Genomic DNA, 25,048 nt, shown 5'->3' with positions numbered 1-25,048 from the left:
ATGGTGCCATCAAAAGCGTGTCAAAGTCTTGACGGTCGTCTGTGATCAGTTCTACTTTCGGAACATCCCCCAGCCAGCCCGGTACGAATCGAGGGCCCGCACATGACCAGTCCCACCGCCACCATCGCCCGGTCCCGCGCCGGTCTCTGGGTGGTCGCCATCTGCTTCGTCACGATCGTCTTCGACGGTTACGACCTGATCGTGTACGGCGCCGTCGTACCGTCGCTGCTGAAGAACCCCGACTGGCAGCTGACCGCCGCCCAGGCCGGCGCGATCGGCAGCTACGCGCTCACCGGCATGGTGATCGGCACGCTCTGCGTGGGCGCGCTGACCGACATCGTCGGGCGCCGCCGGATCATGTTCGCCAGCATCATCTGGTTCTCGCTCGCGATGGGGGCGACCGCCCTGGCGCCCAATCCCGAGGTGTTCGGCCTGCTGCGGTTCGTCACCGGTCTCGGCCTCGGCGGCGTGGTCCCGACCGCGATCGCGCTGACCGTCGAGTACGCGCCGCCGCACCGCCGGAACTTCAACAACGCGCTGATGTTCTCCGGCTTCTCGCTCGGCGGCGTGCTTGCGGCCGTCCTCGCGATCAACCTCGTGCCCACGCAGGGTTTCCGGATCATGTTCTGGATCGGGATGGCGCCGCTCGTCCTGGTGCTGCCGCTGGCCTGGAAGTTCCTGCCCGAATCGGTCAGCTTCCTGCAGGCGCGCGGCCGCCACGACGAGGCCGCTGCCCTGGCCGCCAAGTACGGCGTCCAACCCGAGCCCGTCGCGACCGACTCCAGCAGCAAGTGGAGTGCACTCGCCGTACTGTTCGGCCGCAAGCACCTGGCCGCGACCATCCTGTTCGGGCTGGCCAGCTTCTTCGGGCTGTTGCTCGTCTACGGGCTCAACACCTGGCTCCCGCAGATCATGCGGCAGTCCGGCTACCCGCTCGGCTCGTCGCTGCGGTTCCTCCTGGTGATGAACCTCGGCGCGATCGTCGGCGCCCTGGTGGCCTCGACGCTCGCCGACCGGTTCGGCTCGAAGGTCGTCACCACGGTCGCGTTCGCCCTGGCCGCGTTCTCGATCTACACGCTGAGCGTCAACCCGGCCGCGGTCGCCCTCTACCTGCTGATCGCGATCGCCGGCCTGGGCACGGTCGGCACCCAGATCCTCGTCAACGGGTACGTCGCCACGCACTACCCGGCCGGGAGCCGGGCCACCGCGCTCGGCTGGTCGCTCGGCGTCGGCCGGCTCGGCGCGATCGTCGGCCCGCTGTTCGGTGGCTGGGTGCTCGACTCCGGGCTTAGCCTCGACTGGAACTTCTACGGTTTCGCCGTCCCGGCCGTCCTCGGTGCGCTGGTGATCGCCGCCGTACCGCGGACCGCGCGGGAGCGCCGGCCGGAGCCGGCGCTCGGCACGACTCCCCAGACGACCCAGGCCTGAGAGGAACCAGCAAATGCGGATCGCATGTGTCGGCGGCGGGCCGGGCGGGTTGTTCCTCGCCACCCTGGTGAAGGCGAGTGACCCGTCGGCCGAGGTGACCGTGTTCGAGCGCAACCGCGCGGACGACACGTTCGGCTTCGGGGTGGTGTTCTCCGACGCCACGCTGGCCGCCATCCACGCCGCCGACCCGGTGGTCCGCGACGCGCTCACGCAGTACGGCGTGCACTGGGACGCGATCGAGGTCCGGTTGAAGGGTGAGCGGTTCCGGTGCGGCGGGATGGGGATGGCGGCGATCGCCCGCAAGACGCTGCTCGCCGTACTGCAGCAGCGGGCCGTCGACGTCGGAGTGACGTTGCGGTTCGAGACCGAGGTGGACCTGGACGACCTGACCGGGTACGACCTGGTCGTGGCGGCCGACGGCGCCAACTCACGGATCCGGGAGCGGCTGGCGGGCGTTCTCGAGCCGATGGTGGAGACGGCGGCGGCGAAGTTCATCTGGTTCGGTACGACGTACCACTTCGACGGACTCACCTTCGTCCACGAGCGCGGCGACGACGGTGTGTTCGCCGTGCACGGGTATCCGATCAGCCCGGACGTGAGCACGTTCATCGTCGAGACGGACCGGGACTCCTGGCTGCGGGCCGGGCTGGACGAGTTCGACGTGTCGCAGCCGCCGGGGCCGAGTGACCTGAAGACCAAGGTGTACCTGGAGAAGCTGTTCGCCGAGCAGATCGACGGTCATCCGCTGCTGGTGAACAACTCGCGCTGGGGCAGCTTCCGGACCCGCCGGACCGGGCGCTGGTCGCACGGCAACGTCGTACTGCTCGGGGATGCCGCGCACACCGCGCACTTCTCGGTCGGCTCGGGGACGAAGATGGCGATGGAGGACGCGGTCGCGCTGGCCGCGGCCCTGACCTCGTACGACGACATCCCGGCGGCGCTGGCGGCGTACGAGGAATCGGCTCGGCCCTCGGTGGAGAAGATCCAGGGGTCGGCGCGGCCGAGTCTGTCCTGGTGGGAGCACTTCGGGCGCTACCACGACTCGCTCGAGCCGTGGCAGTTCGCCTTCCACTTCCTCACCCGCAGCATCAGCGGCGGGAAGCTGGCCCGGCGCGATCCGGCCTTCGTCGCGGCGACGCGTACGGCGTGGCACGCGGAGAACGGCCCGGCTCCGCTCGACACGCCGTTCCACTCGGGCGGGCTGTCGTTGCCCGGTCGGTGGGTGGATGTCGCGGAGGTCGGTAATCGTGCCTTGTGGATCGAGGCTCCGGTTGATGAGCAGGGGCTGCCGGCGGCGCTGGCTTCACTGCATTCCGGCGTACTGGCCGGTCCTGCGGTGGTCGCGGTGCACGGTGGTTCGCGGTTGACGCGGACGCTGCTGGCGGAGGAGTCGCGGCTGGTGGCCGGGACGCCTGCGCTGGTGGTCGATGACGAGCTGACCCCGGACGAGGTCGAGACCCTCCTCCTCTCCGGGCGCACCGATCTGGTGGGCCGGACCAGCGGCCGCGTCACCGGGGTCAGCCCTACCGTGGGAGGGAGCGCGTGAACGGGCTCGACGGGTTGTTCACCCCTCGCGGGGTCGCAGTGATCGGCGCCTCGCGCAACCCGGCGAAGCTCGGCGCGGTGATGGCGCGCTCCCTCTCCACGTACGACGGGCCCCTCGCGCTCGTCAACTCCCGGGACTCGCAGCTGCACGGCTCGGTCGCCGAAGCGGTCGACGTACTCGGCGCTCCGATCGACCTTGCTGTCGTCTGCGTCCCGGCGCCAGCCAGCGCGGACGCAGTCGCGGAAGCAGCCAAGGCTGGTGCCAGCGCCGCCCTGGTGTGTGCCGGTGGGTTCGCTGAAGCCGGTCATCCCGAGTACCAGGACGCGTTGGCTGAGGTTGTCGACCGCTATGGCATCCGCGTGCTCGGGCCGAACACGTCCGGCTTCCTGGTGCCCTCGCTCAAGCTGACCGCCAGCTTCGTGCCGAGCGCTGCCACAGTGCCGTCCGGCGGAGTGGGCGTGGTCGCGGCGAGCGGCGGTGTCAACCACGCGCTCTCGTTCCTCTTGGCCGAGGCCGGGTACGGCGTCAGCGTCGCAGTCGGCCTGGGCAACGCGGTGGACGTGGACATGGTCGACGTACTCGACTATCTGCTGGACGACCCGGCGACGACTGCAGTTGCCCTGCACATCGAGTCGGTGGCACACGGGTCGCGGCTCGTGCACGCGGTGGCGCGGTTGTCGGCGGTGAAGCCCGTGGTCGCGCTGGTTGTCGGGCGCAACGACGTGGGGGAGTTCGCGCAGTCGCACACGGGTGCGCTGGCCACCTCCTGGCGTACGACACGGGGAGTACTCCGGCAGGCCGGTGCGGTGCTGGTCGACGACGAACGCCAACTGGTCGACGCAGTGGGCGCGTTGTCGATGACTCGGTTGGCTCCGTCGGCGGACCCTGGTGTCGGTGTGGTGACTGCGCAGGCAGGTCCCGGACTACTGCTGCTGGACGGGTTGCGAGACTCCGGGGTCCGGGTGCCGGTGTTGTCGAACGCTGCACGGGCTCGCCTGGGCGAACTGCTTCCACCGATGACCTACCAGGCCAACCCGGTCGACACCGGCCGGCCGGCGCCCGGCTTCGGTGAGGTCGTGTCCGTGGTCGGCGACGACCCGGCAGTCGACCTGGTCGCGGTGTACGCGTTGTCGGAGCCTGACAGCCTCGACCTGGCCGCCGAACTCTCCCCGCTGGCCCGTTGCACGCCTACTGTGGTCGCCGTGGGCGGTTCCACCGCGGACGTCGTCGCAGTCCGGTCGGGCCTGAACAGCCATGGCTATCCGGTAGCCACCAGCCCGACCGCCCTCACGCATGCGATCCGAGCCCTCGTGGAAGACGCCAGGCTGTCTTTCCGCAGCTCTGGTGACCCTGGTCCGATGCCGTCGGTCGTCGTTCCGCCAGGTCCCTGGGACGAGCACCAGGCCAAGTCCGTCTTGGACACCCTGGGAATCGTCACCCCACGCCGGGTCCCCTGCGGGTCACCCGACGAAGCCCACGCCGCCCTCGATTCCCTCGGCGGTCCGGTCGCCGTCAAGATCCTCGACGCCGCGGTCCTCCACAAGACCGAGATCGGCGGCGTGCACCTTGGTGTGCGCACGCACGACGACCTGACCGAAGCGCTGGCCGCGCTGGGCGATCGGCGGGTGCTCGTGGAGGCCATGGCACCGCCTGGTGTCGACCTGATCGTCGGTGCCCGTCGCGACCCGGTGTTCGGGCCTGTTGTGCTCGTGGGCCTCGGTGGCACGACAGCGGAGGCTCTTACCGATGTCGCCGTACGTGCTGCGCCGTTGTCCGTCGCTGAGGCGGCGGCGATGCCTGACGAGTTGCTGGGGCGTGCATTGCTGCACGGCTGGCGTGGTGGGCCGGTGCTGGACGCTGTGGAGCTTGCACAGGTGGTGCGGGCGCTCGGTGCGGTCTTGCTGGCCGCACCGGAGGTCGACGAGATCGAAATCAATCCCCTCCGGCTGACCCGCGACGGCTTGGTCGCGCTGGACGCCGTGATCGTGAGCAAGGAGCAGTGATGGTCAGTCCGATCGCCGATGGTGTCGTCCCCTGGCCTGCCGAGGACGTGGCACGCTATGTCGCGGCCGGCTACTGGGAAGGTCGGAGTCTGCCGTTCCACATCTGGCAGCAGGCGGACCGTACGCCGGACAAGGTCGCACTGGTGGATGGTGAGGTCAGGTTGACCTACGCCGAGCTGACCGGTCGTGCCGATGGCGCTGCGGCCAGGCTGCTGGAGTTGGGACTGCGTGCGGACGACCGGATCGTCGTACAGCTTCCGAACGGGTGGGAGTTCGTCGTTCTGACGCTGGCTTGTCTGCGGGCGGGCGTCGTACCGGTGATGGCGTTGCCTGGTCACCGGTATCACGAGCTGTCGTATCTGGCGGCGCACGCCGAGGCTGCGGCGATCGCCGTACCGGATGTGCTGCGGGACTTCGACCACCAGGAGCTCGGGCATCGGCTCGTGGGCGAGGTGGAGTCGTTGCAGCACGTGCTGGTCGCTGGTGACGACCTGCGCGGCGACAGCGTTGACTTGCGGTCGCTGTGCTCGGAGGCAGGCGTTTGGGACGGGCCGGAGCCGGACAGTCGGAGCGTGGCGGTCTTCCTGTTGTCCGGTGGTACGACGGGACTGCCGAAGCTGATCGCTCGGACGCATGACGACTACACGTACAACGCCAAGCGCAGCGGTGAGGTGTCCGGCATGGATGCCTCGACGGTGTACCTGGTCTCGCTGCCGGCCGGGCACAACTTCCCGCTCGCCTGCCCCGGTCTACTGGGCGCATTGCTGGTCGGTGGGACTGTGGTGATGCTGCCGAGCCCAGAGCCGCGGCGGGCCTTTGCCACGATCGCTGCTGAGGGTGTCACGCACACTGCGGTGGTGCCTGCGGTTGCACAGCGCTGGCTGGACGACTATGCGGGTGAGGACCTGTCGGCGCTGCGGGTGCTGCAGGTTGGGGGAGCCCGGCTGGCCGACGAGGTGGCTCGCAAGATCAAGCCCGTGCTGGGCTGCACGTTGCAGCAGGTGTTCGGGATGGCGGAGGGCCTGCTCAACTACACCCGTCTCGACGACCCTGAGGACGTCATCTGCACCACCCAGGGGCGGCCGATGTGCCCCGACGACGAGGTGCAGGTCGTCGATCCCTTGGACAACCCGGTCCCCGCCGGCGAACCAGGCTCGCTCCTGACCCGCGGCCCCTACACCCCACGCGGCTACTACAAGGCCGAGCAGCAGAACGCCCGCGCCTTCACTCCCGACGGCTGGTACCGCAGCGGCGACATCTGCCGCATCGTTGCCGGCGGCAACCTGATCGTCGAGGGCCGCGACAAGGACATGATCAACCGGGCCGGCGAGAAGATCTCCGCCGAAGAGGTCGAGAACCTCACCTACACCCTGCCCCAGGTCCAGCAGGTCGCCGCCATCGCCATGCCCGACCCCCGCCTGGGCGAACGCGTCTGCCTCTACGTCGTCCCCCGCGAAGGCGCCGGCGTCACCCTCGAAGCCGTCCGCCACTCGATGGAACAACTAGGCGTAGCCGCCTACAAACTCCCCGAACACCTGGTCCTCGTCGAAGAACTCCCCACCACCAAGGTAGGCAAGATCGACAAGGCCGCCCTCCGAGCCGACATCACCACCCGCCTGAAAGCCCAGCAAGGTCACGTCCCCGCCCGCAGCTAGTCTCGCGGGGTTGGGCGGACGAAGGGGAAGGCTAGGGTGGCGCGGATGTTTTGGCCGGTGAGCATCATCATGACTCGGTCCACGCCGATGCCCAGGCCGCCGGTCGGGGGCATGGCGTACTCGAGGGCGGAGAGGAAGTCTTCGTCGAGGGACATGGCTTCGGGGTCGCCGGCGGCGGCTTTCAGGGACTGGTCGGTGAGCCGGCGGCGTTGTTCGACCGGGTCGACGAGCTCGGAGTACGCCGTACCGATCTCGGCGCCGAAGGCGACCAGGTCCCAGCGTTCGGCCAGGCGCGCATCGGAGCGGTGGGTCCGGGTGAGCGGTGACGTCTCGAGCGGGAAGTCGATGTAGAACGTCGGCAGGGTCGTCGTCGGCTCGACGAGCTCGTCGTACAGCTCGAGGACCAGCTCGCCCGCCGTCAGCTCGTAGGTCGTGTGTACGCCGTGCGTCGCACACAACCCGCGCAGTTCCTCGACCGTGGTGTCCGCCGAGATCGACCTCCCGGTGGCGCGCCCGACCGCGTCATGGACGGTGATCACCGGCCAGTCGCCGGAGATGTCGATCTCGCCGTCCGGCCGCTGCACCACCGGCTTGCCGAACACCGCGGTCGCGGTCTCGATCAGCAGCTCCCGGGTGAGCTCGCGCATCACGTGGTAGTCGGCGTACGGCTGGTACGCCTCGACCGAGGTGAACTCCGGGTTGTGCGTCGCGTCCGCGCCCTCGTTGCGGAAGTTCCGGTTCAGCTCGAACACCTTGCCGAGCCCGCCGACGCTCAGCCGCTTCAGGAACAGCTCCGGCGCGATCCGCAGGAACAGCTCGGTGTCGTAGGCGTTGATGTGCGTCGCGAACGGCCGTGCGTTCGCCCCGCCGTGCACGGCCTGCAGCATCGGCGTCTCCACCTCGATGAACCCGCGCGCCTCGAAACCGTTGCGCAGGGCCCGTACCGCCGTACTGCGCTGCTGCATCATCCGCAGCGAGTCCGGGTTCATCACCAGGTCGAGATGGCGCTGCCGGACCCGCGCCTCCGGGTCGGTGAACCCCTTCCGCTTGTCCGGCAACGCATGCAGGCACTTCGCCGCCATCACCCAGCTCGTCACCGCGATCGACAACTCACCGCGACGACTCGTCACGACCTCACCCCTCACGCTGACGTGGTCGCCGATGTCCACCAGCCGCCGCCAGTGGTCCAGCGGCACGTCACCACACTCGTCCGCGGTCAGCATCACCTGCAGCTGCGACAGCCCGTCCTGCAACTGCGCGAACGACAGCCCGCCATGGTTCCGCATCCGCATCACCCGCCCGATGACGGACACCGTCACGCCGGTGCGATGGTCGGCCGGCAGATTCGGGTACAGCGAGCGAATCCGCTCCAGGTCCTCCGTCCGCGGCACGTTCACGGGATACGGATCGATGCCAGCAGCAACAAGCTTGGCCAGCTTGGCACGGCGGATCTGTTCCTGCTCGGTCAGCTTCCGATCCGGCAACGCCGGCCGCAGCAGCTCCTCTTCCTGCCCCCGTACGGCGACCGCGAAAGCGTCACCGTCCGCAGCCATGATCGCGTGTCGATCGACCGTCTCCACACTGTCGACCCGGGTCCACGGCCGTGGCGCCGGCAGGAAGCCTTCAGCCGTCCCGGCCGCAAGCAGCACCTGGGCCAGCGATGCACCCCGCGAGTAGCAGATCAGCCGCGGCGACCAGCGCGGCAGGTACTTCTCGTTCGACTGGTACAGGCTCTCCAGCTGCCAGAACCGGGACGCAGCCGTCAGCAAGGCCCTGGTCAGCCGCAGCACCGGCCCGGCGCCGACCCGCTCGGCGTCGTTGAAGATCTCCCGGAACATCGCGAAGTTCAGCGAGATCCGGTGCACCCCCAGGTCCCCGCAAGCGTCCACCAGCGACGTGACCATGAACTCCATCAAGCCGTTGACCGACGCGGGGTCCCGCCGCATCAGGTCGAGCGAGACACCCCGGACACCCCACGGCGCGAACGACAACAACCCGCGCACGACCCCGTCGGCGTCGCGGGCGATCACCATCACGCACCGCGCGTCGGCCGGATCGCCCAGCCGCCCGAGCGCCATCGAGAACCCACGCTCGGTCTGCGCCCCACGCCACTGCTCGGCCAGCCCGACGTACTCCGACAACGCCTCCGGCGGCAGGTCGCCGTGCCGGACCACCTCGGCGTGGTACCCGGCCCGTTGGACCCGAGTCACCGCCTGCCGCACCGGCCGCATCGTCCGGCCCTCGAGCGTGAAGTCGGCGACGTCGATGATCGCCTCGTCACCCATCGACAACGCGCGCAGTCCGGCGTCGACGTACGCGTGCGCAGCCTCCTCGCTCGCCGACAGTACGGCGGGGGACCAGCCGTAGGTGCGTGCCTCGGCGAGCCACACCTTGATCGCACCGGGCCAGTCGGCCGGGTCGCCGAGCGGATCGCCGCTGGCCAGGCTGACCCCGTTGACCACCCGGTACGCGATCGCGGCGTCCTTGGCGGGGGAGAAGATGACCGCCTTGTCACGGCGGGTCGCGAAGTACCCGAGCGAGTCGCGCTCCCCGTGCAGCAGGAGCAGCCGCCGTACGTCGAGCTCCTCGGCCTGGCTGAGGTAGCGGACCCGGCGGACCGACCGCAGGAAGATGGCGAACGCGATCACCAGCGAGGCGGCCGAGATGGCGCCGACGGTCAGGCCGATCCAGCCGTGCCCTTCGTGACCGCCCATCCGGCTGCGGGACTGGCCGAGGGCCGCGATGATCGCCCAGCCGATCTTCTCCCGCTGGCCGGTCAGGTCCTTCGGGAAGATCTGGGTCAGCGTGATGCTGACCGCGGCCGAGATCAGCAGGCCGGTCAGCAGGGCGCCGATCGCGAGCCGCCGGGTGCCGGGCGCCAGCCGGGCGGGGAAGGCACCGCGGATCTTCCACAGCAGCACGATGATCGCGACCACCACGACCAGCTGGGCGATGCCCCACTCCAGGTCCTGGACGGTGGCCGGGCCGAACTCCCTGAGCAGCTCGGCGTCGTTCGGGTTGGCCAGCCGGACGCTGGTGAACGCGACCGCCGCGGTCTGCTCGATCAGCCACAGTGCCTGGAACACCCACAGCACCCAGAGCAACGCGGCGCGCTTGCCGCGCAGCAAGGCACTGCCGATGACGGCCAGGTAGACCGCGGAGAAGAACGTGTGCCCGGCCGGGATGCCGAAGAAGTCGAAGGCTTGGTCCACGCGCCGTACGTACGCCGGGGCGAACAGGTGCAACGGGATCGCGATGAACGACCAGACCGAGGCGGCGACCACGACGCGGCCCACCCAGACGGCAGCGCGCTGCTGCCACTGCGGGACCACCACCTCTGCCTGAACCGGGCGCACCCAGCGATCATGCCACTAGTTCCGGGACGGTTCGGTGGCGCTGGCACTACCTCGAGGGTGTACCTGACTCGACAGTAAATGCCTTGCTCCGTGTGCGACCCTGGCGGGCATGGTGACCGTCCCGTATCGCTTGATGCGCAACGTGATGATCGCCGCCGGCGTGCTCTACTGCAGCCTGATCCTGGAAGCGGTCGCCGGCTACCCGCTCGACATCCACACGTCGTTCCTCAGCGAGCTCGGCGCGCGCGACCAGCCGACCAGCCCGTACGCCCGGGCGCTCGACCTCGGCGCCGGCGTGCTCCTGCTGATCGCCGCGATCCTCGGTCGCCCGGCGGCCTGGATGCACCGCGACGTCGCGGGATTGCTGATCAGCGCGGCGGTTTTCGGCGCGGGGACGATCTTCGACTCGTTCTCGCCGATGGACTGCGCGCCGTCACTGAGCGAAGCATGCCGCGCCGCGGAGGCGAACGGTCAGGCCGGTACGGCGCTGCTGCTGCACGAGATCACCTCGACCATGGCCGGGATCGGGAGCGTTGCCATGGGCATCTTCGCGGTCCTGGTCCTACGCCGGCCGGGATGGGGTGGAGTGTGGGGCCGCCTGGTCGCCGTACTGGCTGCCGGTGTCGCGATCACGCAGGCCTGGCTCGGCATCGAGACCGGTCTCGAGGTGCTGACTGGCAGTGACCTCCATCCGCCGGGCATCCTGCAGCGGGTGTCGGTCCTCCTGGTCTGCCTAATGCTGGCGACATTGTTACCAGGCCTGAGGCAAGCTTTCCTTCGATGACAACAACCTGGGTCCTGCTCCCTGGCCTGGCCGAGACTCCGGAGGAGTTCGCCCGGGTGGTCGAGCTGTTGCCGGGGCTGGATCTGCGGGTGATCGATCCGTGGCGGACGCCGATCACGTCGAGTGTCGACGAGTTGCGGACGGCGGCCGGCGTACCGGCGGACGCGGAGATCGGGCTGATCGGGCACTCGATCGGTGGCCTCGCGGTACTGCGGTGGGCGCTGACCCGGCCACTCGAGGTCAGCCGGCTCGTGCTCGTCGACACCAGCCTCACCTCGGAGACCGGGGTGCGCTGGCTGTACCCGGGGACGCGGGGTGACCGGGTGGTGCGGGCGTTCCTGCGGTTGCTCGGGCGGGTCGGCGTACCGCAGCTGCTCGGTCCGGCGCTCCGGCGGCTGATCGTCCGGGTCGGCAGCGCGTCGAACCGGGATCTGTTGTCCAAGGCAACCGCGCGGAAGCGGTACGGCGACGCGTTGTCCTGGCTGCTGTTCTGGGACGAGCTCGCCAACAGCTGGGAGCTCGCGGCGGAGGTCGGCAAGCTGGTCGGCGGCCCGGTCGGCGAGATCGTGCCGACCACCCTCCTGGTCGCCACCGGCGGCAGCTCCCGCTTCACCGCGAGCCGCTGGCTGTCCGGTCAGCAACGCCTGGCCGACACCCTCCACGGCACCGTCAAGGTCCTCCCCGACTCAGCCCACCTGGTCCACCTGGACCGCCCCGACGCCCTCGCCGACGCCATCCGCGGGTAAGAAAGTTGGGGGAAGGAAAAGGAGTAGCTGGGGGAAGAACCGGGATCTGCAAGAAGTTCGTGACAGGGCCTCGGACGGCTTAGGCCGTGCTGGTGAGGGCAGGCGTTGGGAGTTTGCGCTGCCAGACCTCGTCCAGGGCCATGCGCATGGCGCCGGTGACTACCGCGTCCTCGGCCAGGGCGGAGAGCTCCAGCTTGGGGTGGTTGAGGGTGAGCAGGCGGAGCTGGTCGGAGATGGCATCGAGCAGTACGGCGCCCGCGCGGGCCACACCGCCACCGATCACCACGGCCGTCGGGTCCAGCACGAGTACGGCGGGGGCCAGCGCACGAGCGAAGTCCCGCGCGACCTGCTGTACGACGGCCTGCGCCACCGGGTCACGCTCTGCCGCAGCCGCGAACACGTCAGCGGTGTCCAACTGCTCGCCACCCAGCTCGGCCAACCGCGAATCCGGGTTGTCGAGCGCAGCCTGACGACCCAGCGCAGCGATCGCCTCCGAGCCGACCGCACGCTCCAGCGGTCCGCGGCTGTCCTCCGGGTTGATCACGTCGTCCGGCGCGGTGGCGATGAACCCGATCTCACCCGCAGCACCCGTGCCCCGGTGCAGCCGACCGTCGATCACGATGCCGGCACCGAGCCGCTCGCCCCACTGCACTGCGAGCAGCGTGCCCGTGCCACCGCGAGCAGCAGCAATGGCCAGCGCGGCCAGGTTGGCGTCGTTGTCGAGCATCACCGGGCAGTCGAGCAGGCTGCGGACATGCTTGGTGAGGTCGACCGCCGACCAGCCCGGCACACTCGGGACCAGCTGGACCCGACCGGTGTGCTCGTCCACGATGCCCGGGCTCGCGGCCACCGCAGCAGCGATGTCCTCGGCCGGCACCTCGGCCTCCGCGAGCGCCTCGGTGATCACCTCACTGATGACCCCGAGCAGCTCCTGCGCCGTCCAGCCAGGCCCGGAGCGGCGGACCAGCGCAAGCTTGCGACCAGCCAAGTCGGAAACACCCACCGTCACCCGGTGCGGGCCGACGTCCAGGCCGAGCACCGGTGCTGCGCGTCCACGCAGTGAGACACGGATGGCCGGACGGCCGAGTGAGCGGTCCGCTGAGTCCGGACCGTGTTGCTGCAGCCAGCCGGCGTCCAGCAGCTCGTCGACGGCCTGGGCGACGGTCGGTCTGGCCAGACCGGTCCGCTCCACCAGCTCGGCGACGCGCAGTGGTGCGGGCGCGGAGCGGCGCACCGCGTCCAGTACCGCCGCGACGTTGATCCGCCGCAGCATCGTCGTACCGCCGCCGCCGACCGTTCCCTTGCTCATGTCCGACCCCTTGCTTGCCACTCGCCCATCCTATATAGAAAGCGAGCGTTCATAAATTACCGAGTTCTGCTGTGCCGTGCCACGCCGACGGGCGGTCGCCGAATGCGTGAGTCGACAAGTATCACCCTCGGGCCGTCCCGTCTCCCAGCACACGCACCAGTGCCGGAATCGGACCGCCAATCAGTCCTGCACAACGGTGCGAGCGAAACTGCTCAGTGCCTCCCGGTCCGGTTGCTGGGTCTTGGTCATCAGGCTGGCGACATGCTTCTCCACGGTCCGTGGCGAGATGTGCAGCCGGGACGCGATCGACTTGTTCCCGATCCGGTCCACCAGCAACCGGCACACCTCGTACTCGCGGCTGGTGATGCCGAGCTGACGCAGGTGCGCGGGCACCTGCTCGGTGCCGCTGCGGCGTTGTGACACCGTCGCTCCGAGTTGGCGCAGCAGACTGCGGCACGAGCTCGCGACCGCCTGGATGTCCGCGTTGTGGAAGTAGTCCTCGGCCTGCCGCAGCCATGCGACCGGCTCACCCCAGCCGTCGGCGTGCGCCGGCTCGGCGACCAGCCGCAGACCCAAGTACCGCGCCATCGGGTAGATCGACGCGGTCTCCAGGGCCTCGGCCACCTTGGCGTTGGCTGCGTCGACCTGACCGTCCCGGCCGAGCAGTACGGCGTGCGCCCACTGGACGAACTGCTTGTTCCACCGCATCCCACTGGCCGCCGCCGCGGTGGTCGCCTCGAAGTGCGCCCAGCCGTTGCGACCGGACAGCACGCCGAGCAGCAGCCCCAGCCCGTACTTGCCCGACGTGTGCAGGGTGGTCGGGTTCTGCGCGTCGTACGCGAGTGCCTGGGCCATCTCGGAGTCGGCCAGCTCCCGGTTCTCCTCCAGCAGCGCGCAGAAGGTGCGCGCCAGGCCGTAGGAGTACGGCAGTTCGTACGACGCTCGCTCGCCACCCCAGTTGGCGGCCTCGGCCAGCGTCTCCTCCATCGCCGTACGGCGTCCCCGGTGCGCTTCCAGGATGGCCTTGGTGGACAGGAAGTACGTCGCCGAGCGGCCGAGCCGGAGTCGCCGGGTGACCTCCAGGCACTCGTCGATGATGACCTGGGCCTTGTCGTACTCGGCGCGCAGGATCGCCTGCTGGCCGAGGATGCCGTCCACCTCGTAGGCCAGCGGGATGGCGCCGATCCGCAGCGCCTGCTGCCGGGCCCGTTCGAGCTCGACGATGCTGCCTCCGGCCAGGCAGATCGTGCCCGCCTGGAAGATGTGCGAGCACACCCGCTGGAAGGTCATGTTGTGCTCTTCGGCCACCAGCCGGGCGCGGTGGAAGTAGTCGATCGACCGGTCGAGGTCGTGCTCGCGCGACAGGATGCCGAGCAGTTGCAGCGCGTCGCAGGCGACGGCGGGCAGGTCGGCGCGTTCGGCCGCTGCTGCGGCACGGGTGGCCAGCTCGGTCGCGGCCTTGAGTCGGCCGGGACTCGGCCGGGCCAGCTCGAGGTGTGCGGCGATAGCGTCGACCGGGGCTAGGTCGGCGTCGCCGGCATCGATGCCGAGCAGCGACCGTGCGGTCGCCACCTGGGTCAGCGCGGCGGACCAGCGGCCGGCCATGTGCTCGAGGTTCGCCAGCTGCACGTGCAGTGCGGCGACCTTGCGGCTGTCCAGGTTGCGGTCGGCCATCTCCTCGATCGTTGCCGCGTGCGCCGTACTGTTCTCGAACTGCCCGGTCTCACTCAGTGCGATCAGCAACGATCCGAGCACCTCGGCCCGGTAGCTGGTGTCGGAATCGCTGGCCAGCAAGGCGGTTGCCCGCTCCAGCAGCTTCACCGCGGACGCCATCGACCCCTCGTCGAACGAGCGTCGCCCGGCCATGGCGAACAACCGGCCGGCTCGTGCGTTGTCTCCGCCGGTCTCGGCCAGCTCGGCAACCATCTGGCACCACTCACCCGGCAGTCCAGGGTGCAGCGCCTCGATCGCGTCCGCGCAACGCCTGGCGAGTGTCGCCCGCTCGGTCGGAGTGAGACCGGCGAGCAACGCGTCTGCGGTGAGTGGATGCCGGAACGCGTACCAGTCCGGCACCGGCTCGTCCGGCCCGACCAACTGCGCCGCCAGCCCTGCCCGCAACGTGGCGAGCAGCAACCGTTCGTCAGTGCCCGTTGCTTGGCGTACGACGCTCAGCGGGAAGCGGTGACCGATGACAGCAGCCAGGACCAGCAGGTCACGTGACTGTGGTCCGAGCTGGTCGGTCCGGCTACTGATGCTCCGGACAACTGCTGCCGGCACGTTCGTCTGCAGACCGTCGACGACCTGCACACTGCCGTCGGCCTTGGACAGCAGCTGTCCGGACCTGCTCGCCTCCTGCAGCAGTTCCTCAACGATGAAAGGGATTCCGGCACTGTCACGCCACAGTTGCTCGACCAGTGCATCGGGTACGCCGCTCGGCGGCACCTCCAGGCAGTCGGAGGCCAACTCGCCTACTTGCTCCCGGTCCAGCGGCTGCAGCTCGATCAGGCTGGCCGAGCCGCGTTGGGCGGACAGTCTGGCGAGTTCGTACGCCGCACAGGTCTCCGGCCGCAGTGTGGCGACCAGTGTGATCGGCTGGTCCTCCAGGTTGTCCAGCAGGTACTCGACCACTGCGAGTGTCTCGGGGTCGGACCCGTGCAGGTCCTCCAGAACGAGCAGGCAACCACGGTCCTTGCCGACCAGTGCGAGCAGTCTCAGGACAGCTTCACCGAGGACGACGGTCGACGTTGCGGTATCGTGCGCGGTACCGTCGTCCCAGTCCGGCACCAGGCGTCCGAGCACCTGCCGGTACGGTCCGAGCCCGTCGGCGTCGGGCATCTCGCCGCGGCGGATGAGTGACAGCAGTGCCTCGGTGAACGGGCGGAACGCCACCATCGTGCCGATGGCTCCGACCCGCCCGCGCAACGTCGCCATGCCGGTGTCGAGCGCGTGCGCCGTACCCACTCCGGCCAGTCGGCTCTTGCCGATCCCGGGCTCGCCGACCAGGAAGATCGCACCCCCGTGACCGTTTCGGGTCTCGGCCAGTCGACGGTGGAGCTGATCGATCTCCCGGTCTCTGCCGACCACTCTGGGTGCGCGGGTCTGCATGCTTGCCAACTCTAACGACGTATTGCTGCCGCCGCAGCGAATCGGCAGCGCCGACCGGCCACCCCCCAGGGGACCGGTCGGCGCCGTCCGAAAATCGCTTGGTCGGTCAGCGGCTAGATCGTCGGCCAGGTGCTGTCGACCACGTTCGCTGCAGCTGCGGCTGCGAACGCGCTCAGGCCGACGGTGCCCACCAGGGCCATCGCCCGGGCGCCGACCTTGGTGCGCTTCGGCAACATGATCGGACCGAGCGGGTCGGTGCCGTCCTGGACCGGCTGCTGGACGTCTGGCTGCTCTGCTTGGTGCTTCGGAGTGTGGTGCTGGGCGGTCATGCTGTATCCCCTCGACTGATGGGTCAGCGCTGTGATGGATGCGTCGACCCGGCGGTTGGTTCGAGCAGCAGGACGGACGGAACGCGTTTGGTGAACGCCAGTCGGAGCAGGCCGTAGCCGATTCCCGCCAGACCGGTCAGCAGGCCTGGAGACGTAACCGACCGCGGTGTCCCGCACTGTGGTCCGTACTGCTGTACTGCCGCGAGCACCAGCCCGGTCCGGCGGCGCCGGACTGTCTCAACGGCTGCGTGGTCGCGTTCGGCGAGCCACACCAGTGGCTCCACCGCGCCGAGCTCGCCGTGACAAAGACTCAGGTCGGCGAGCACCGGACGTTCTGCTGCGGTCCTCAAGTAGGCCTCGAGGTCCGCGGGTACTCCGGCAGACAGCCGGGCCAACACGGTCCCGGCGTCCCCGGAACACCAGCCATGGCCACCAGGGCGCTCTCGCCGGTCCAGATCGGCCGCCGCACGCGCGGCGTCCGTGTACCTGTCGCCAGGTACGCCGTACCGGCCGAGAGCCCATGCGATGCCCTGGTAGCCCCGAGCCAAGCCGTGGTCCGCTGCTACTCGGCCACGGCGGAGCCCGAGCTCCACTGTGTCGACGAGTTCCTCGGCGTAGTGCTTGGCCAGCCGGGTGGCCACCGGGAACCCTTGGATCGCCTGCATGGCGGCGAGTCCGCCGGCCGCTCCCTCGGCGTACGAGGGGAACTCGTCGGGCTGCAGCTTCTCGCTGAGCTCGAGGGATGCGGTCAGCCAGGAAGTGAGGTCGGAGTCGTCGAGCAGGTCGCGCAGGCGGGCGAGGCCGTAGCTGATACCGCCCAGCCCGTGCAGGCCGGGGCCGACCAGTTGCGCGGACTCCGGGTCCGCTGCGAGGGCCTCGAGCAACGTGGGGATCGGGCGGATCGCGTCCCGGGCGAGCTCGCAGTACTTGCCGGCTCCGGTGAGCGCACCGACCTGGGCGAGGAAGAGCGCCGTACCGGTGTAGCCGTTCGAAAGCCCTGCTCCCATTGGCCTGACGGCCCAGTGGTGATCGTCGAGGAGTTCGAGGCCGAGCCAGTTGGCCGCACCGCCCGAATCGCTGTGGGCCTGCGCCATGATCTCGTCGGCGATGTCCGTGGCGGCGGCGAGCAGGTGGTCCGGGTCCGCCTCAGTGGCGCTGACGCCCGGTAGTGCGGCGGTGCTGGCGTGCACGATCGGCTCCGGCCGGGTCGCGAGCGTCGCGGAGATCACCCACTTCTGCCGGTGCTCGTCGATGTCGCCGAGACCGGCGATCTTCGCCTCGACCGCAGCGAGACCCTCGGTGGCCAGCACGTTCGGGATACGGGCGCCGTCGGACGCCCAGACGTCACGGCTGTCCGGGCGCGCAGTGAACAGCGGTACGTCGCCAGCCCACAGGTCGGCCAGCTCGAACGGCACGACGACGTGCAGTCCCTCGTCGGCGTCCCACAGCAGGTCGAGCAGTTGACTGCGACCGGCTGCGTTCCGGAGTGCGTCCGGATGCGTCGCCTCGTCCAGCAGCCCGGTGTAGAGGCTGGTGCTGCGCGGTACGAAGCGGATCTGGTCCGATGCGCAACGTGCCAGGAACCCGTCCGCTCCGATCAGCTCCTCGCGGTGCCGGGAAATCGCCTCGTACGCGGCCTGGAACCCTGTGAGTACAGCGACTTCGTGGTCCCGCGGTTCGATGTCGGCGCCGTTCAGCCGTGGCCGGTTCCGCGCTCCGTGGGTCGTCCCGGGGCGCCTGACGAGGTGCATCGAGTCCGTTCCGGCGTCGGCCCAGTCGACGACGCTTGTCGGTGCGGTCGCGCCGGCGTCGCCTCCTAGTCCCGACATGTCCGCCACACCGTGCTCACCACTGACCAGCAGCGGCAGCAATGCAGTGCGGTAGACCGAGCTCAGTAGTGCGCGGTACGCCGGGTCACGGCTGAGTGCGCCTGTCGGTGCGTGGCTCGGATGGAACAGGGTCTCGACGTCGACGAGGACCGGCTGCTCGCCGACGGCGATCAGGTTCTCGTAGTGCATGTCGGTGCCGTCCAGCACGTACAGCAAGGCCAGCAACGCGCCCTGCCGGTGGTAGAAGCGACGTACGTCGGCCAGGTCGCGACAAGGCTGGTGTACGACGTACTCCGACCACCCGAACCCGTCGCGGGGGAGCAAGGAGACCGTTTGGATGTCCAGCCCGGTCTTGTCGTTCAGCCAGCAGACCAACTCGTTGAAGTGGCTGTGCAGGTTGAGTGACCGCGGCTTGTAGACGACCCGTCGTCCGTCCGCGAAGGTGAGTGTGGCCGTCGACCTCCCGCCACGGTGGGGGTCACCCGCGGGGTCGATGTCGGCCAGTGCACCGGGATCACGACCGTCCAGCAGCCCCGTGACGAGCGACTCACGGTCCTCTGCGAGTCGTGCGAGCAGCTCGAGGTGACCCTCGACGCCCTGCCGGCACGACTCGCCCAGGACCCGGGCCAGCACCGGGTATGCGGCCAGGAACTCCGCCAGCTCGCTCCCTCCCACGAGCCGGCGGGTGAAGTCCAGAAAGCGTTCTGCCGGAGTGTCACCGGCCAGCTCGCCACGGTCACGGGCACGAGCGAGTTCCAGCACGAAGGTGCGCGAGGCAAGCTTCACCAGCCGCAGCCCCAACCGGTGCAGGAACTGCTCCGCCAGTACGCCGGTGCGCCCGGCGGCAGCGAGGTCGCGGCGCGCGGAGTCGAGCAGGGGCTCAAGGCAACGTACAAGCGCCTGCCGCCAGTCGCTGAGCCCACCCGACGCCCCGTCAGCCCCACCTGATGTGTGGCCGCCGATGGCATCGGTCCCTGCGGGGCTGCGACCGGCGGCAGGCGCGGTCTGGGTGGTGCTGCGCTCGACATACTCCGCCCAGGCGGGGGCGGAGGCGGTCAGCTCGTGCGGACGCATGCCCGCGGACCACCAGGCTTTTCGCTGGTCGATCCGGGCCGGCCCGGCAGTCGCTGAGTTGAGCACGCGGACAGGCTGCCATCGGCAACCGTCCCCAGACATGGGTATCCGACCCCCATATTTCGCCGTGCAAGTGCGGGTTCACAGGGAGTGATGTGGTTGGCCCGCGTCCGGCAGTTCGGCGGGAACGATGCCCGACCCGTCAACGGCGCGGCAAGATGTCCGAACCCCCATTTTCGAGGCCTGGCGCGCTGATCGGGAGGTAGGTGTGCACCGGCCGGAACATGGGTGCCGAACACCCATGTGCGAAACGGCCGGCGCTGCCACGGTGGGCACGTGCTCTCCGTGACTCCCGGACTACCCGTCTCAGCGCACTCGGTGCTCGACGTTGTACCGCAGCTGCCCGGTCAGTCGGCTGCGGCCGCGCTCCGGGAGACTGCGGAGGTCGCACAGGCTGCTGACGACCTCGGATACCGCCGCTTCTGGTTAGCGGAGCAGCACGGTGTCCGAGGCGTCGGTAGCGCGACGCCGGCCGTGCTCGCGGCCGTCCTGGCCGCGCGGACGGACCGGATCCGGCTGGGGGCGGGCGGCGTGCTGCTGACCACCCACCAACCGCTGGTCGTCGCCGAGCAGTTCGCGGCGTTGGCAGCCGCCTACCCGAGCCGAATCGACCTCGGTGTGGGGCAATCGGCCGGGGTGATGCCCAGTACGGCGGCTGCGCTCGGCGCGACCGCCCGAGAGTCGTTCCCGCAGCGGCTGGACGAGTTGTGCCGCTTCCTGCGTGACGCTCTACCTGGGCGTGCACTGGTTGGCGACGTGCGGCTCTCGTTGGCCGGGCTGCCGCCACCTGTGTTCGTGCTCGCCGACCAGCCGGGTGCTGCTGCCGCTGCCGCCGTACGAGGGTTGCCTGTCGTGCTGGCGCATCACCAGGCGGCGGCAACGACGGCTGCAACGGTGGCGGCGTACCAGGACCAGTTCAAGGCGAGCGCGCCGACCGTGAAGCCGTATCTTGCGGTGACGGTCGGTGTGGTGGCGGCCGACTCCGACGAAGACGCGATCGTCCGGTTCGCGGAGTACGTGCGTGTGACGACGCGTCTCGCGTCCGCGGCGCCCCGGGCCACTCCGGCCGAGCTGATGGAGCTGCTGGATGCACCGCTCACCGGTAGGGAGCGCGGCAAGGCCGAGCGCCTGCTGGACGACCCGGGCCACCTCGTCGGCTCGCGCGCCACCGTGGTGTCCGGACTGGGCAAACTGGTGGCTGCTACTGGCGCCGACGAGGTCATGCTGGCTCCGTTGGCCTTCGACGGCCTCATGCGGTCGGCCATCCTGCGCACGATCGCCGGCGGTCTCACCCGCACAGTCCGCACCGTCCCGCGTCACGCCCCGCCACTGATCGCCACAGCCTGAACGTCGTACCTATGGTGGGTACATGACGAGCGAACAGGAAGTCGTTGCAGGCTGTCCGACCGAGCTGTTCATCGGAGGCAAGTGGCAGGCGGCCACGGGCGCGAAGACCCTGGCCGTCGAGGACCCGGCCACCGGTACGGCGCTGTGCGAGGTCGCTGATGCGAGTCCGGCGGACGGTGTGGCCGCCCTGGACGCCGCCGTCGCGGCGCAGGCGGAGTGGGCCGCCACTGCACCACGGGAGCGTGGCGAGATCCTCCGCCGTACGTATGAGCTGATGACCGAGCAGGCCGACGACCTGGCGTTGCTGATGACGCTGGAGATGGGCAAGCCGGTCGCCGAGTCGAAGGCGGAGATCGCCTACGCCGCCGAGTTCTTCCGCTGGTTCGCCGAGGAGGCGGTCCGGATCGGCGGCGGCTACCAGGTCGCCCCGAACGGCAAAGGCCGCTTCCTGGTGATGCGGCAGCCGGTCGGCCCGTGCCTGCTGATCACACCATGGAACTTCCCGGCCGCGATGGGTGCCCGCAAGATCGGCCCGGCCGTCGCCGCCGGCTGCACCATGGTGATCAAGCCCGCCGCGCAGACCCCGCTGTCGATGCTCAAACTGGCCGAACTGATGACCGAGGCCGGCCTGCCCGCCGGCGTGCTCAACGTGATCACCACCAGCGACTCCGGCGGCGTGATGGAGCCGCTGATCCGCGACGGGCGCGCCCGCAAACTCTCGTTCACCGGCTCCACCCAGGTCGGCCGCAAACTCATCGAGCAGTCCGCCGAGCAGGTGCTGCGGACCAGCATGGAGCTCGGCGGCAACGCGCCGCTGCTGGTGTTCGCCGACGCCGACCTGGACAAGGCCGTCGACGGCGCCATGCTCGCCAAGATGCGCAACGGCGGCGAGGCCTGTACGGCGGCCAACCGGATCTACGTGCAATCCTCGGTGATGGACGAGTTCGCGCGCCGGCTGTCCGAGCGGATGGGCGCGCTGAAGGTCGGCCGCGGCACCGAGGACGGCGTCGACGTCGGCCCGCTGATCGACGCCACCCAGCGCGACAAGGTGAAGGACCTGGTCGACGACGCCGTCGAGCAGGGCGCCAGGGTGCTCACGGGCGCATCGGTTGCATCAGGCAACGGCTACTTCTACCAGCCCACCGTGCTCGCCGACGTGCCGAAGTCCTCGCGCCTGCAGAAGGAGGAGATCTTCGGCCCGGTCGCACCCCTGACCGCCTTCGAGACCGAAGAGGAAGCCGTCCGGATGGCGAACGACACCGAGTACGGCCTGGTCTCCTACCTGTTCACCAGCGACCTCACCCGCGCCCTCCGCGTCTCCGAACAACTCGAAACCGGCATGATCGGCCTCAACCAGGGCATCGTCTCCAACCCCGCCGCCCCCTTCGGCGGCGTCAAGCAATCCGGCCTCGGCCGCGAAGGCGGCACCACCGGCATCGAAGAGTTCCTGGAAATCAAGTACGTCGCAATCAACGTCGACTGATCACTCCGCCAGCCACTGCTGGATGGTCTCCTGGTCGGGTCGCGGGCTGGTCCCGATCGCGTGTGGGACGAAGCGCGCGTAGTAATCGGTGATCGGCCCGTCGGACTCGCGCACCATCATGCCGGCCGCGACCCCGTCGACGATCCAGCTGCCGATGACCGCGCGGTTCCCCTCGTACGACGGCAGCGGGTGCCACTCCTGGTAGACCATCGTCGACGTGTCGTACGGACCGTCGTGGACGTGGTCGTCGGCGCCGCCGACGGTGTGGATCCGGATGTTGCCGCCCTCGCGGCCGTGCAGCGGTTTGGCCACCCACTCGAGCAGGTCGCCGGGGTCACCGAAGTACGCCGGCAGCAGGTTCGGATGGTCGGGGTACAGCTCCCAGAGCACCGGCAGGATCGCCTTGGTGGACAGCATGGTCTTCCAGATCGGCTCGATCCAGCGCACCGGCTCGGGCTCCAGCCCGGCCAGCACGTAGCGGCCGAACTCGTCGTCGAGCATGTCCTCCCACGGGTACAGCTTGAACGCGGTCCGGACCGGCCGCCCGCCCCAGTCCACGAACGCGCGCCGGGCCGAGTCCCAGCCGACGTCCTCGATCTCGTGCCCATACGTCGCCAGCCCGGCCATCGCGGCGGTGTCGCGCAGGTACGCGACCGTCATCGCCTCCTCGCCGGAGGTCTCCGCACCGGAGTTGAAGAAGTGCGCCTCGTTGCCCGGGAAGTCGCCGCCCGCGAGGTGCTCGGCCCACCACTTCACCAGCCGGTCGTGCACCGAGTTCCACTGGTCGGCGTCCGGGAACACGTCCTCCAGCCAGTTCCACTGGATCACCGCGGACTCGACCAGCCCGGTCGGGGTGTCGCCGTTGATCTCCAGCATCTTCGGCTCCGGCCCGCTCCAGGCCAGGTCGAACCGCGCGTACACGGACAGGTCGTCGCGCTTCAGCGACTCCCGGACCAGCGGCAGCGTGCCGGGCGCGAGGCCGAGCTGGGTGTCGGAGAACCGGTCACCCGAGGCCATCACCGACGCCGCGTGCCGACACATCTCGTACAGCTCCTCGGTGACCCGCTCGAGGTGCAGCACCTCGTCCATGGTCACCTCGTACCACGCGCTCTCGTTCCAGTACGGCGTCTCGGAGCCGTCCGGCAGGTCGGTCATCGGGAAGACCAGGCCCTGCTCGATCACGGTGTCCTTCCACCGCGGCCGCGGCTTGATCGCGTGCCGCCACATCAGCCGCCAGAGCTCCCCTTGCCGGAGCTGCCGAACCCGCCGCGGGTGATGGTGCCGATGTTGCCGCCACTCTTGTCCAGGCCGCCCCGCTTGATCGTCGGCGACCCGCCGCGGGGAATGGTGTACGTGCCGTGCGCAGTGTCGTAGCGGCCGCCGATCGGTGGCACGAACCCCCTGCCCCTGGTGGCCATGTAGAACCAGAAGAACCCGCTGCCGGACCCGCGGTACTCGGTCTCGTCCTTGCAGTCCTCGTCCTGCGTCCGGACCTGGGACTGCGGATCCACACAGATCGCGGCGTAGTCCGGGGTGTCGTCGTCGCTCGCGCAGCCGGTCAGTGACGCGGCCACGAGCGCCGTCAGCCCGAGGGTCACCCGGGCGCTGCGCATCCGCCGTCTGGTCACTGCCTGCCCTCCCCCTCGGCCGGAGGCTTCATCGAGAACATGATTGCCGCTCCGACCACCATCGTTACACCCAGCACAACCAGCGGCCCGGTGCCCACGTCGACCACCGAGAGCACCAGGATCACCGTGAACGACACCGAGGCCAGCACCGGCACGACCATCCGCTGCACGAACCGCTCACGCACCGCGCCCCTGAAGTACACGGGTACGGCGGCCGCTGTCGCCAGGTAGTACAGCGACACCAGCAGTGACACGGTGGCCACGGAGTCGGCCAGGACGGCGTCCGACGTCAGCACCAGAGACGCATAGACGAGCACGCTGGTTCCGGCGAACGCCCAGGTCGCCACGGTCGGCGTCTGGTACCGGGCCGAGATCCGGGCGAAGTGCCCCGGGAACGCGTCCCGCCGGGCCATCGACAGCATCGTCCGGGCCGTCGGCAGGATCGTGGTCTGGGTCGACGCCAGCGCCGAGACGAGTACGGCGCCGACCAGGAGTCTCCCGCCGGCCGTGCCGAGCAGGTCGTTCGACAGTACGGCGAAGAAGTCGTCGTCGGCGACGTCCGCGAGCGGGTCCACGCCGGCGTACGCGACCGCGGCCCAGGCGACCACGACGTACAGGACGACGAGGAAGCCGTTCGCGACCAGCGCGGCGACGGCCGGTATGCGACTCGGGTCGCGGGTCTCCTCGTTGACACTGAACGAGGAGTCCCAGCCCCAGTAGAGGAACACCGCGACCAGGACGCCGGCCGCCCACGCACCGTCACCGGTCGCGCCGCCGAGGGTGTCGACGGACCCCGCCTCCCGGAACGCGTTGACCGCGAACCACAGCAGCGCGACGACCTCGATGGTCAGCAGCACGAACTGCGTGGCCGCCGCGACCCGGATCCCGCGGTAGGCGAGCAACGCCATCACCAGGATGAACGCCGTCCCGAGACCGGCCTGGGCGAGCCGGGAGTCGGCGGCATCGTCCAGGCCGAGCAGGACGTAGGTGTAGACGGCGGCGACCTGGGCGAGGTTGCTCATCACCAGGACGCACGCCATCACCGTGGTCCAGCCGACCATCCGGCCGGTGCCGATCCCGAACGCCTTCTCGGTCCACGGGAACGTCGTCCCGCAGTCCGGCTCGGTCCGGTTCAGCTCACGGAAGCACAGCGCGACCAGGATCACCGGGATCGCGCTCGCCGCCAGCACCAGTGGGGCCGCGACGCCGACGTACCCGGCGAGTAGTCCCACCGACACCGCCAGCGAGTACGCCGGGGCCGTCGAGGCAATCCCGATCGCGGTCGACGCCCCCAGGCCCAGCGCGTCGCGCCGCAAACTCCGCCCCCGCGACTCCCGTTGAAGAGTCATGGTCGGCCAGTATGCCC

General features: G+C 69.6%; 16 protein-coding genes. 8 read left to right on the top strand and 8 right to left on the bottom strand.

From position 1 onward, the window contains the following. The first annotated feature begins 102 nt into the window (after window positions 1-102). The 4 genes from AB0H36_RS07095 to AB0H36_RS07080 are packed head-to-tail and all read left to right on the top strand — an operon-like array spanning window position 103 to window position 6,632. Complete coding sequence (locus AB0H36_RS07095) at window positions 103-1,428, top strand: aromatic acid/H+ symport family MFS transporter (RefSeq protein WP_360517894.1); 1,326 nt, start codon at window positions 103-105, stop codon at window positions 1,426-1,428. Window positions 1,429-1,441: 13 nt separating this feature from the next. Further along, entirely contained in the window at window positions 1,442-2,974 is a 1,533-nt protein-coding gene (locus AB0H36_RS07090) for an FAD-dependent monooxygenase (RefSeq protein WP_360517891.1), read from the top strand. After that, window positions 2,971-4,977 (top strand): acetate--CoA ligase family protein, encoded by a 2,007-nt coding sequence (locus AB0H36_RS07085; RefSeq protein WP_360517888.1) that lies wholly within the window; start codon window positions 2,971-2,973, stop codon window positions 4,975-4,977. Before AB0H36_RS07090 ends, AB0H36_RS07085 begins: the two co-directional genes overlap by 4 nt. Next, a complete protein-coding gene (locus AB0H36_RS07080) occupies window positions 4,977-6,632 on the top strand; it encodes an AMP-binding protein (RefSeq protein WP_360517885.1) in 1,656 nt (551 codons plus the stop codon). The genes AB0H36_RS07085 and AB0H36_RS07080 overlap by 1 nt, the downstream gene beginning before the upstream one ends. Here AB0H36_RS07080 and lysX read toward each other — a convergent pair. Continuing rightward, the gene (gene lysX / locus AB0H36_RS07075) at window positions 6,629-9,988 is read right to left on the bottom strand and encodes a bifunctional lysylphosphatidylglycerol synthetase/lysine--tRNA ligase LysX (RefSeq protein WP_360517881.1); all 3,360 of its coding nucleotides are present in this window, start codon (window positions 9,986-9,988) and stop codon (window positions 6,629-6,631) included. The genes AB0H36_RS07080 and lysX overlap by 4 nt on opposite strands. Window positions 9,989-10,097: 109 nt before the next feature. Here lysX and AB0H36_RS07070 point away from each other — a divergent pair, with 109 nt between their 5' ends. Beyond that, window positions 10,098-10,772: a DUF998 domain-containing protein gene (locus AB0H36_RS07070; protein ID WP_360517878.1), complete on the top strand. Its 675-nt coding sequence runs from the start codon at window positions 10,098-10,100 to the stop codon at window positions 10,770-10,772. Then, window positions 10,769-11,518: an alpha/beta hydrolase gene (locus AB0H36_RS07065; RefSeq protein WP_360517875.1), complete on the top strand. Its 750-nt coding sequence runs from the start codon at window positions 10,769-10,771 to the stop codon at window positions 11,516-11,518. The genes AB0H36_RS07070 and AB0H36_RS07065 overlap by 4 nt, the downstream gene beginning before the upstream one ends. 79 nt (window positions 11,519-11,597) lie before the next feature. Here the strand turns inward: AB0H36_RS07065 and AB0H36_RS07060 are convergent, their stop codons facing one another. From AB0H36_RS07060 to AB0H36_RS07045, 4 genes are all read right to left on the bottom strand, one after another. Continuing rightward, window positions 11,598-12,827, bottom strand: a complete 1,230-nt coding sequence (locus tag AB0H36_RS07060) for an ROK family transcriptional regulator (protein ID WP_360517872.1) — start codon at window positions 12,825-12,827, stop codon at window positions 11,598-11,600. Window positions 12,828-13,007: 180 nt separating this feature from the next. Further along, the gene (locus tag AB0H36_RS07055) at window positions 13,008-15,932 is read right to left on the bottom strand and encodes an AAA family ATPase (protein WP_360517869.1); all 2,925 of its coding nucleotides are present in this window, start codon (window positions 15,930-15,932) and stop codon (window positions 13,008-13,010) included. Window positions 15,933-16,045: 113 nt separating this feature from the next. Beyond that, window positions 16,046-16,261, bottom strand: coding sequence for a hypothetical protein (locus AB0H36_RS07050; RefSeq protein ID WP_360517866.1), 216 nt, complete (start codon window positions 16,259-16,261; stop codon window positions 16,046-16,048). A 23-nt stretch (window positions 16,262-16,284) separates the two neighbouring features. Continuing rightward, entirely contained in the window at window positions 16,285-19,230 is a 2,946-nt protein-coding gene (locus AB0H36_RS07045; RefSeq protein ID WP_360517863.1) for a type 2 lanthipeptide synthetase LanM family protein, read from the bottom strand. A gap of 270 nt (window positions 19,231-19,500) precedes the next feature. Here AB0H36_RS07045 and AB0H36_RS07040 point away from each other — a divergent pair, with 270 nt between their 5' ends. Both AB0H36_RS07040 and AB0H36_RS07035 read left to right on the top strand, forming a co-directional pair. Then, a complete protein-coding gene (locus AB0H36_RS07040) occupies window positions 19,501-20,571 on the top strand; it encodes an MsnO8 family LLM class oxidoreductase (RefSeq protein ID WP_360517860.1) in 1,071 nt (356 codons plus the stop codon). A gap of 22 nt (window positions 20,572-20,593) precedes the next feature. Then, entirely contained in the window at window positions 20,594-22,054 is a 1,461-nt protein-coding gene (locus AB0H36_RS07035; protein ID WP_360517857.1) for an NAD-dependent succinate-semialdehyde dehydrogenase, read from the top strand. Here AB0H36_RS07035 and AB0H36_RS07030 read toward each other — a convergent pair whose 3' ends face one another. Genes AB0H36_RS07030 through AB0H36_RS07020 form a run of 3 tightly spaced genes read right to left on the bottom strand, consistent with a single transcriptional unit; the run spans window position 22,055 to window position 25,031 of the window. Continuing rightward, window positions 22,055-23,281: a glutathionylspermidine synthase family protein gene (locus AB0H36_RS07030; RefSeq protein ID WP_360517855.1), complete on the bottom strand. Its 1,227-nt coding sequence runs from the start codon at window positions 23,279-23,281 to the stop codon at window positions 22,055-22,057. After that, window positions 23,281-23,682: a hypothetical protein gene (locus AB0H36_RS07025; protein WP_360517852.1), complete on the bottom strand. Its 402-nt coding sequence runs from the start codon at window positions 23,680-23,682 to the stop codon at window positions 23,281-23,283. The genes AB0H36_RS07030 and AB0H36_RS07025 overlap by 1 nt, the downstream gene beginning before the upstream one ends. Next, window positions 23,679-25,031, bottom strand: a complete 1,353-nt coding sequence (locus AB0H36_RS07020) for an APC family permease (protein ID WP_360517849.1) — start codon at window positions 25,029-25,031, stop codon at window positions 23,679-23,681. Before AB0H36_RS07020 ends, AB0H36_RS07025 begins: the two co-directional genes overlap by 4 nt. Window positions 25,032-25,048: the final 17 nt, after the last annotated feature.

This window comes from Kribbella sp. NPDC050820, assembly GCF_040653975.1.
GTDB lineage: Bacteria > Actinomycetota > Actinomycetes > Propionibacteriales > Kribbellaceae > Kribbella.
This window is presented reverse-complemented; position numbering and strand designations above follow the sequence as displayed.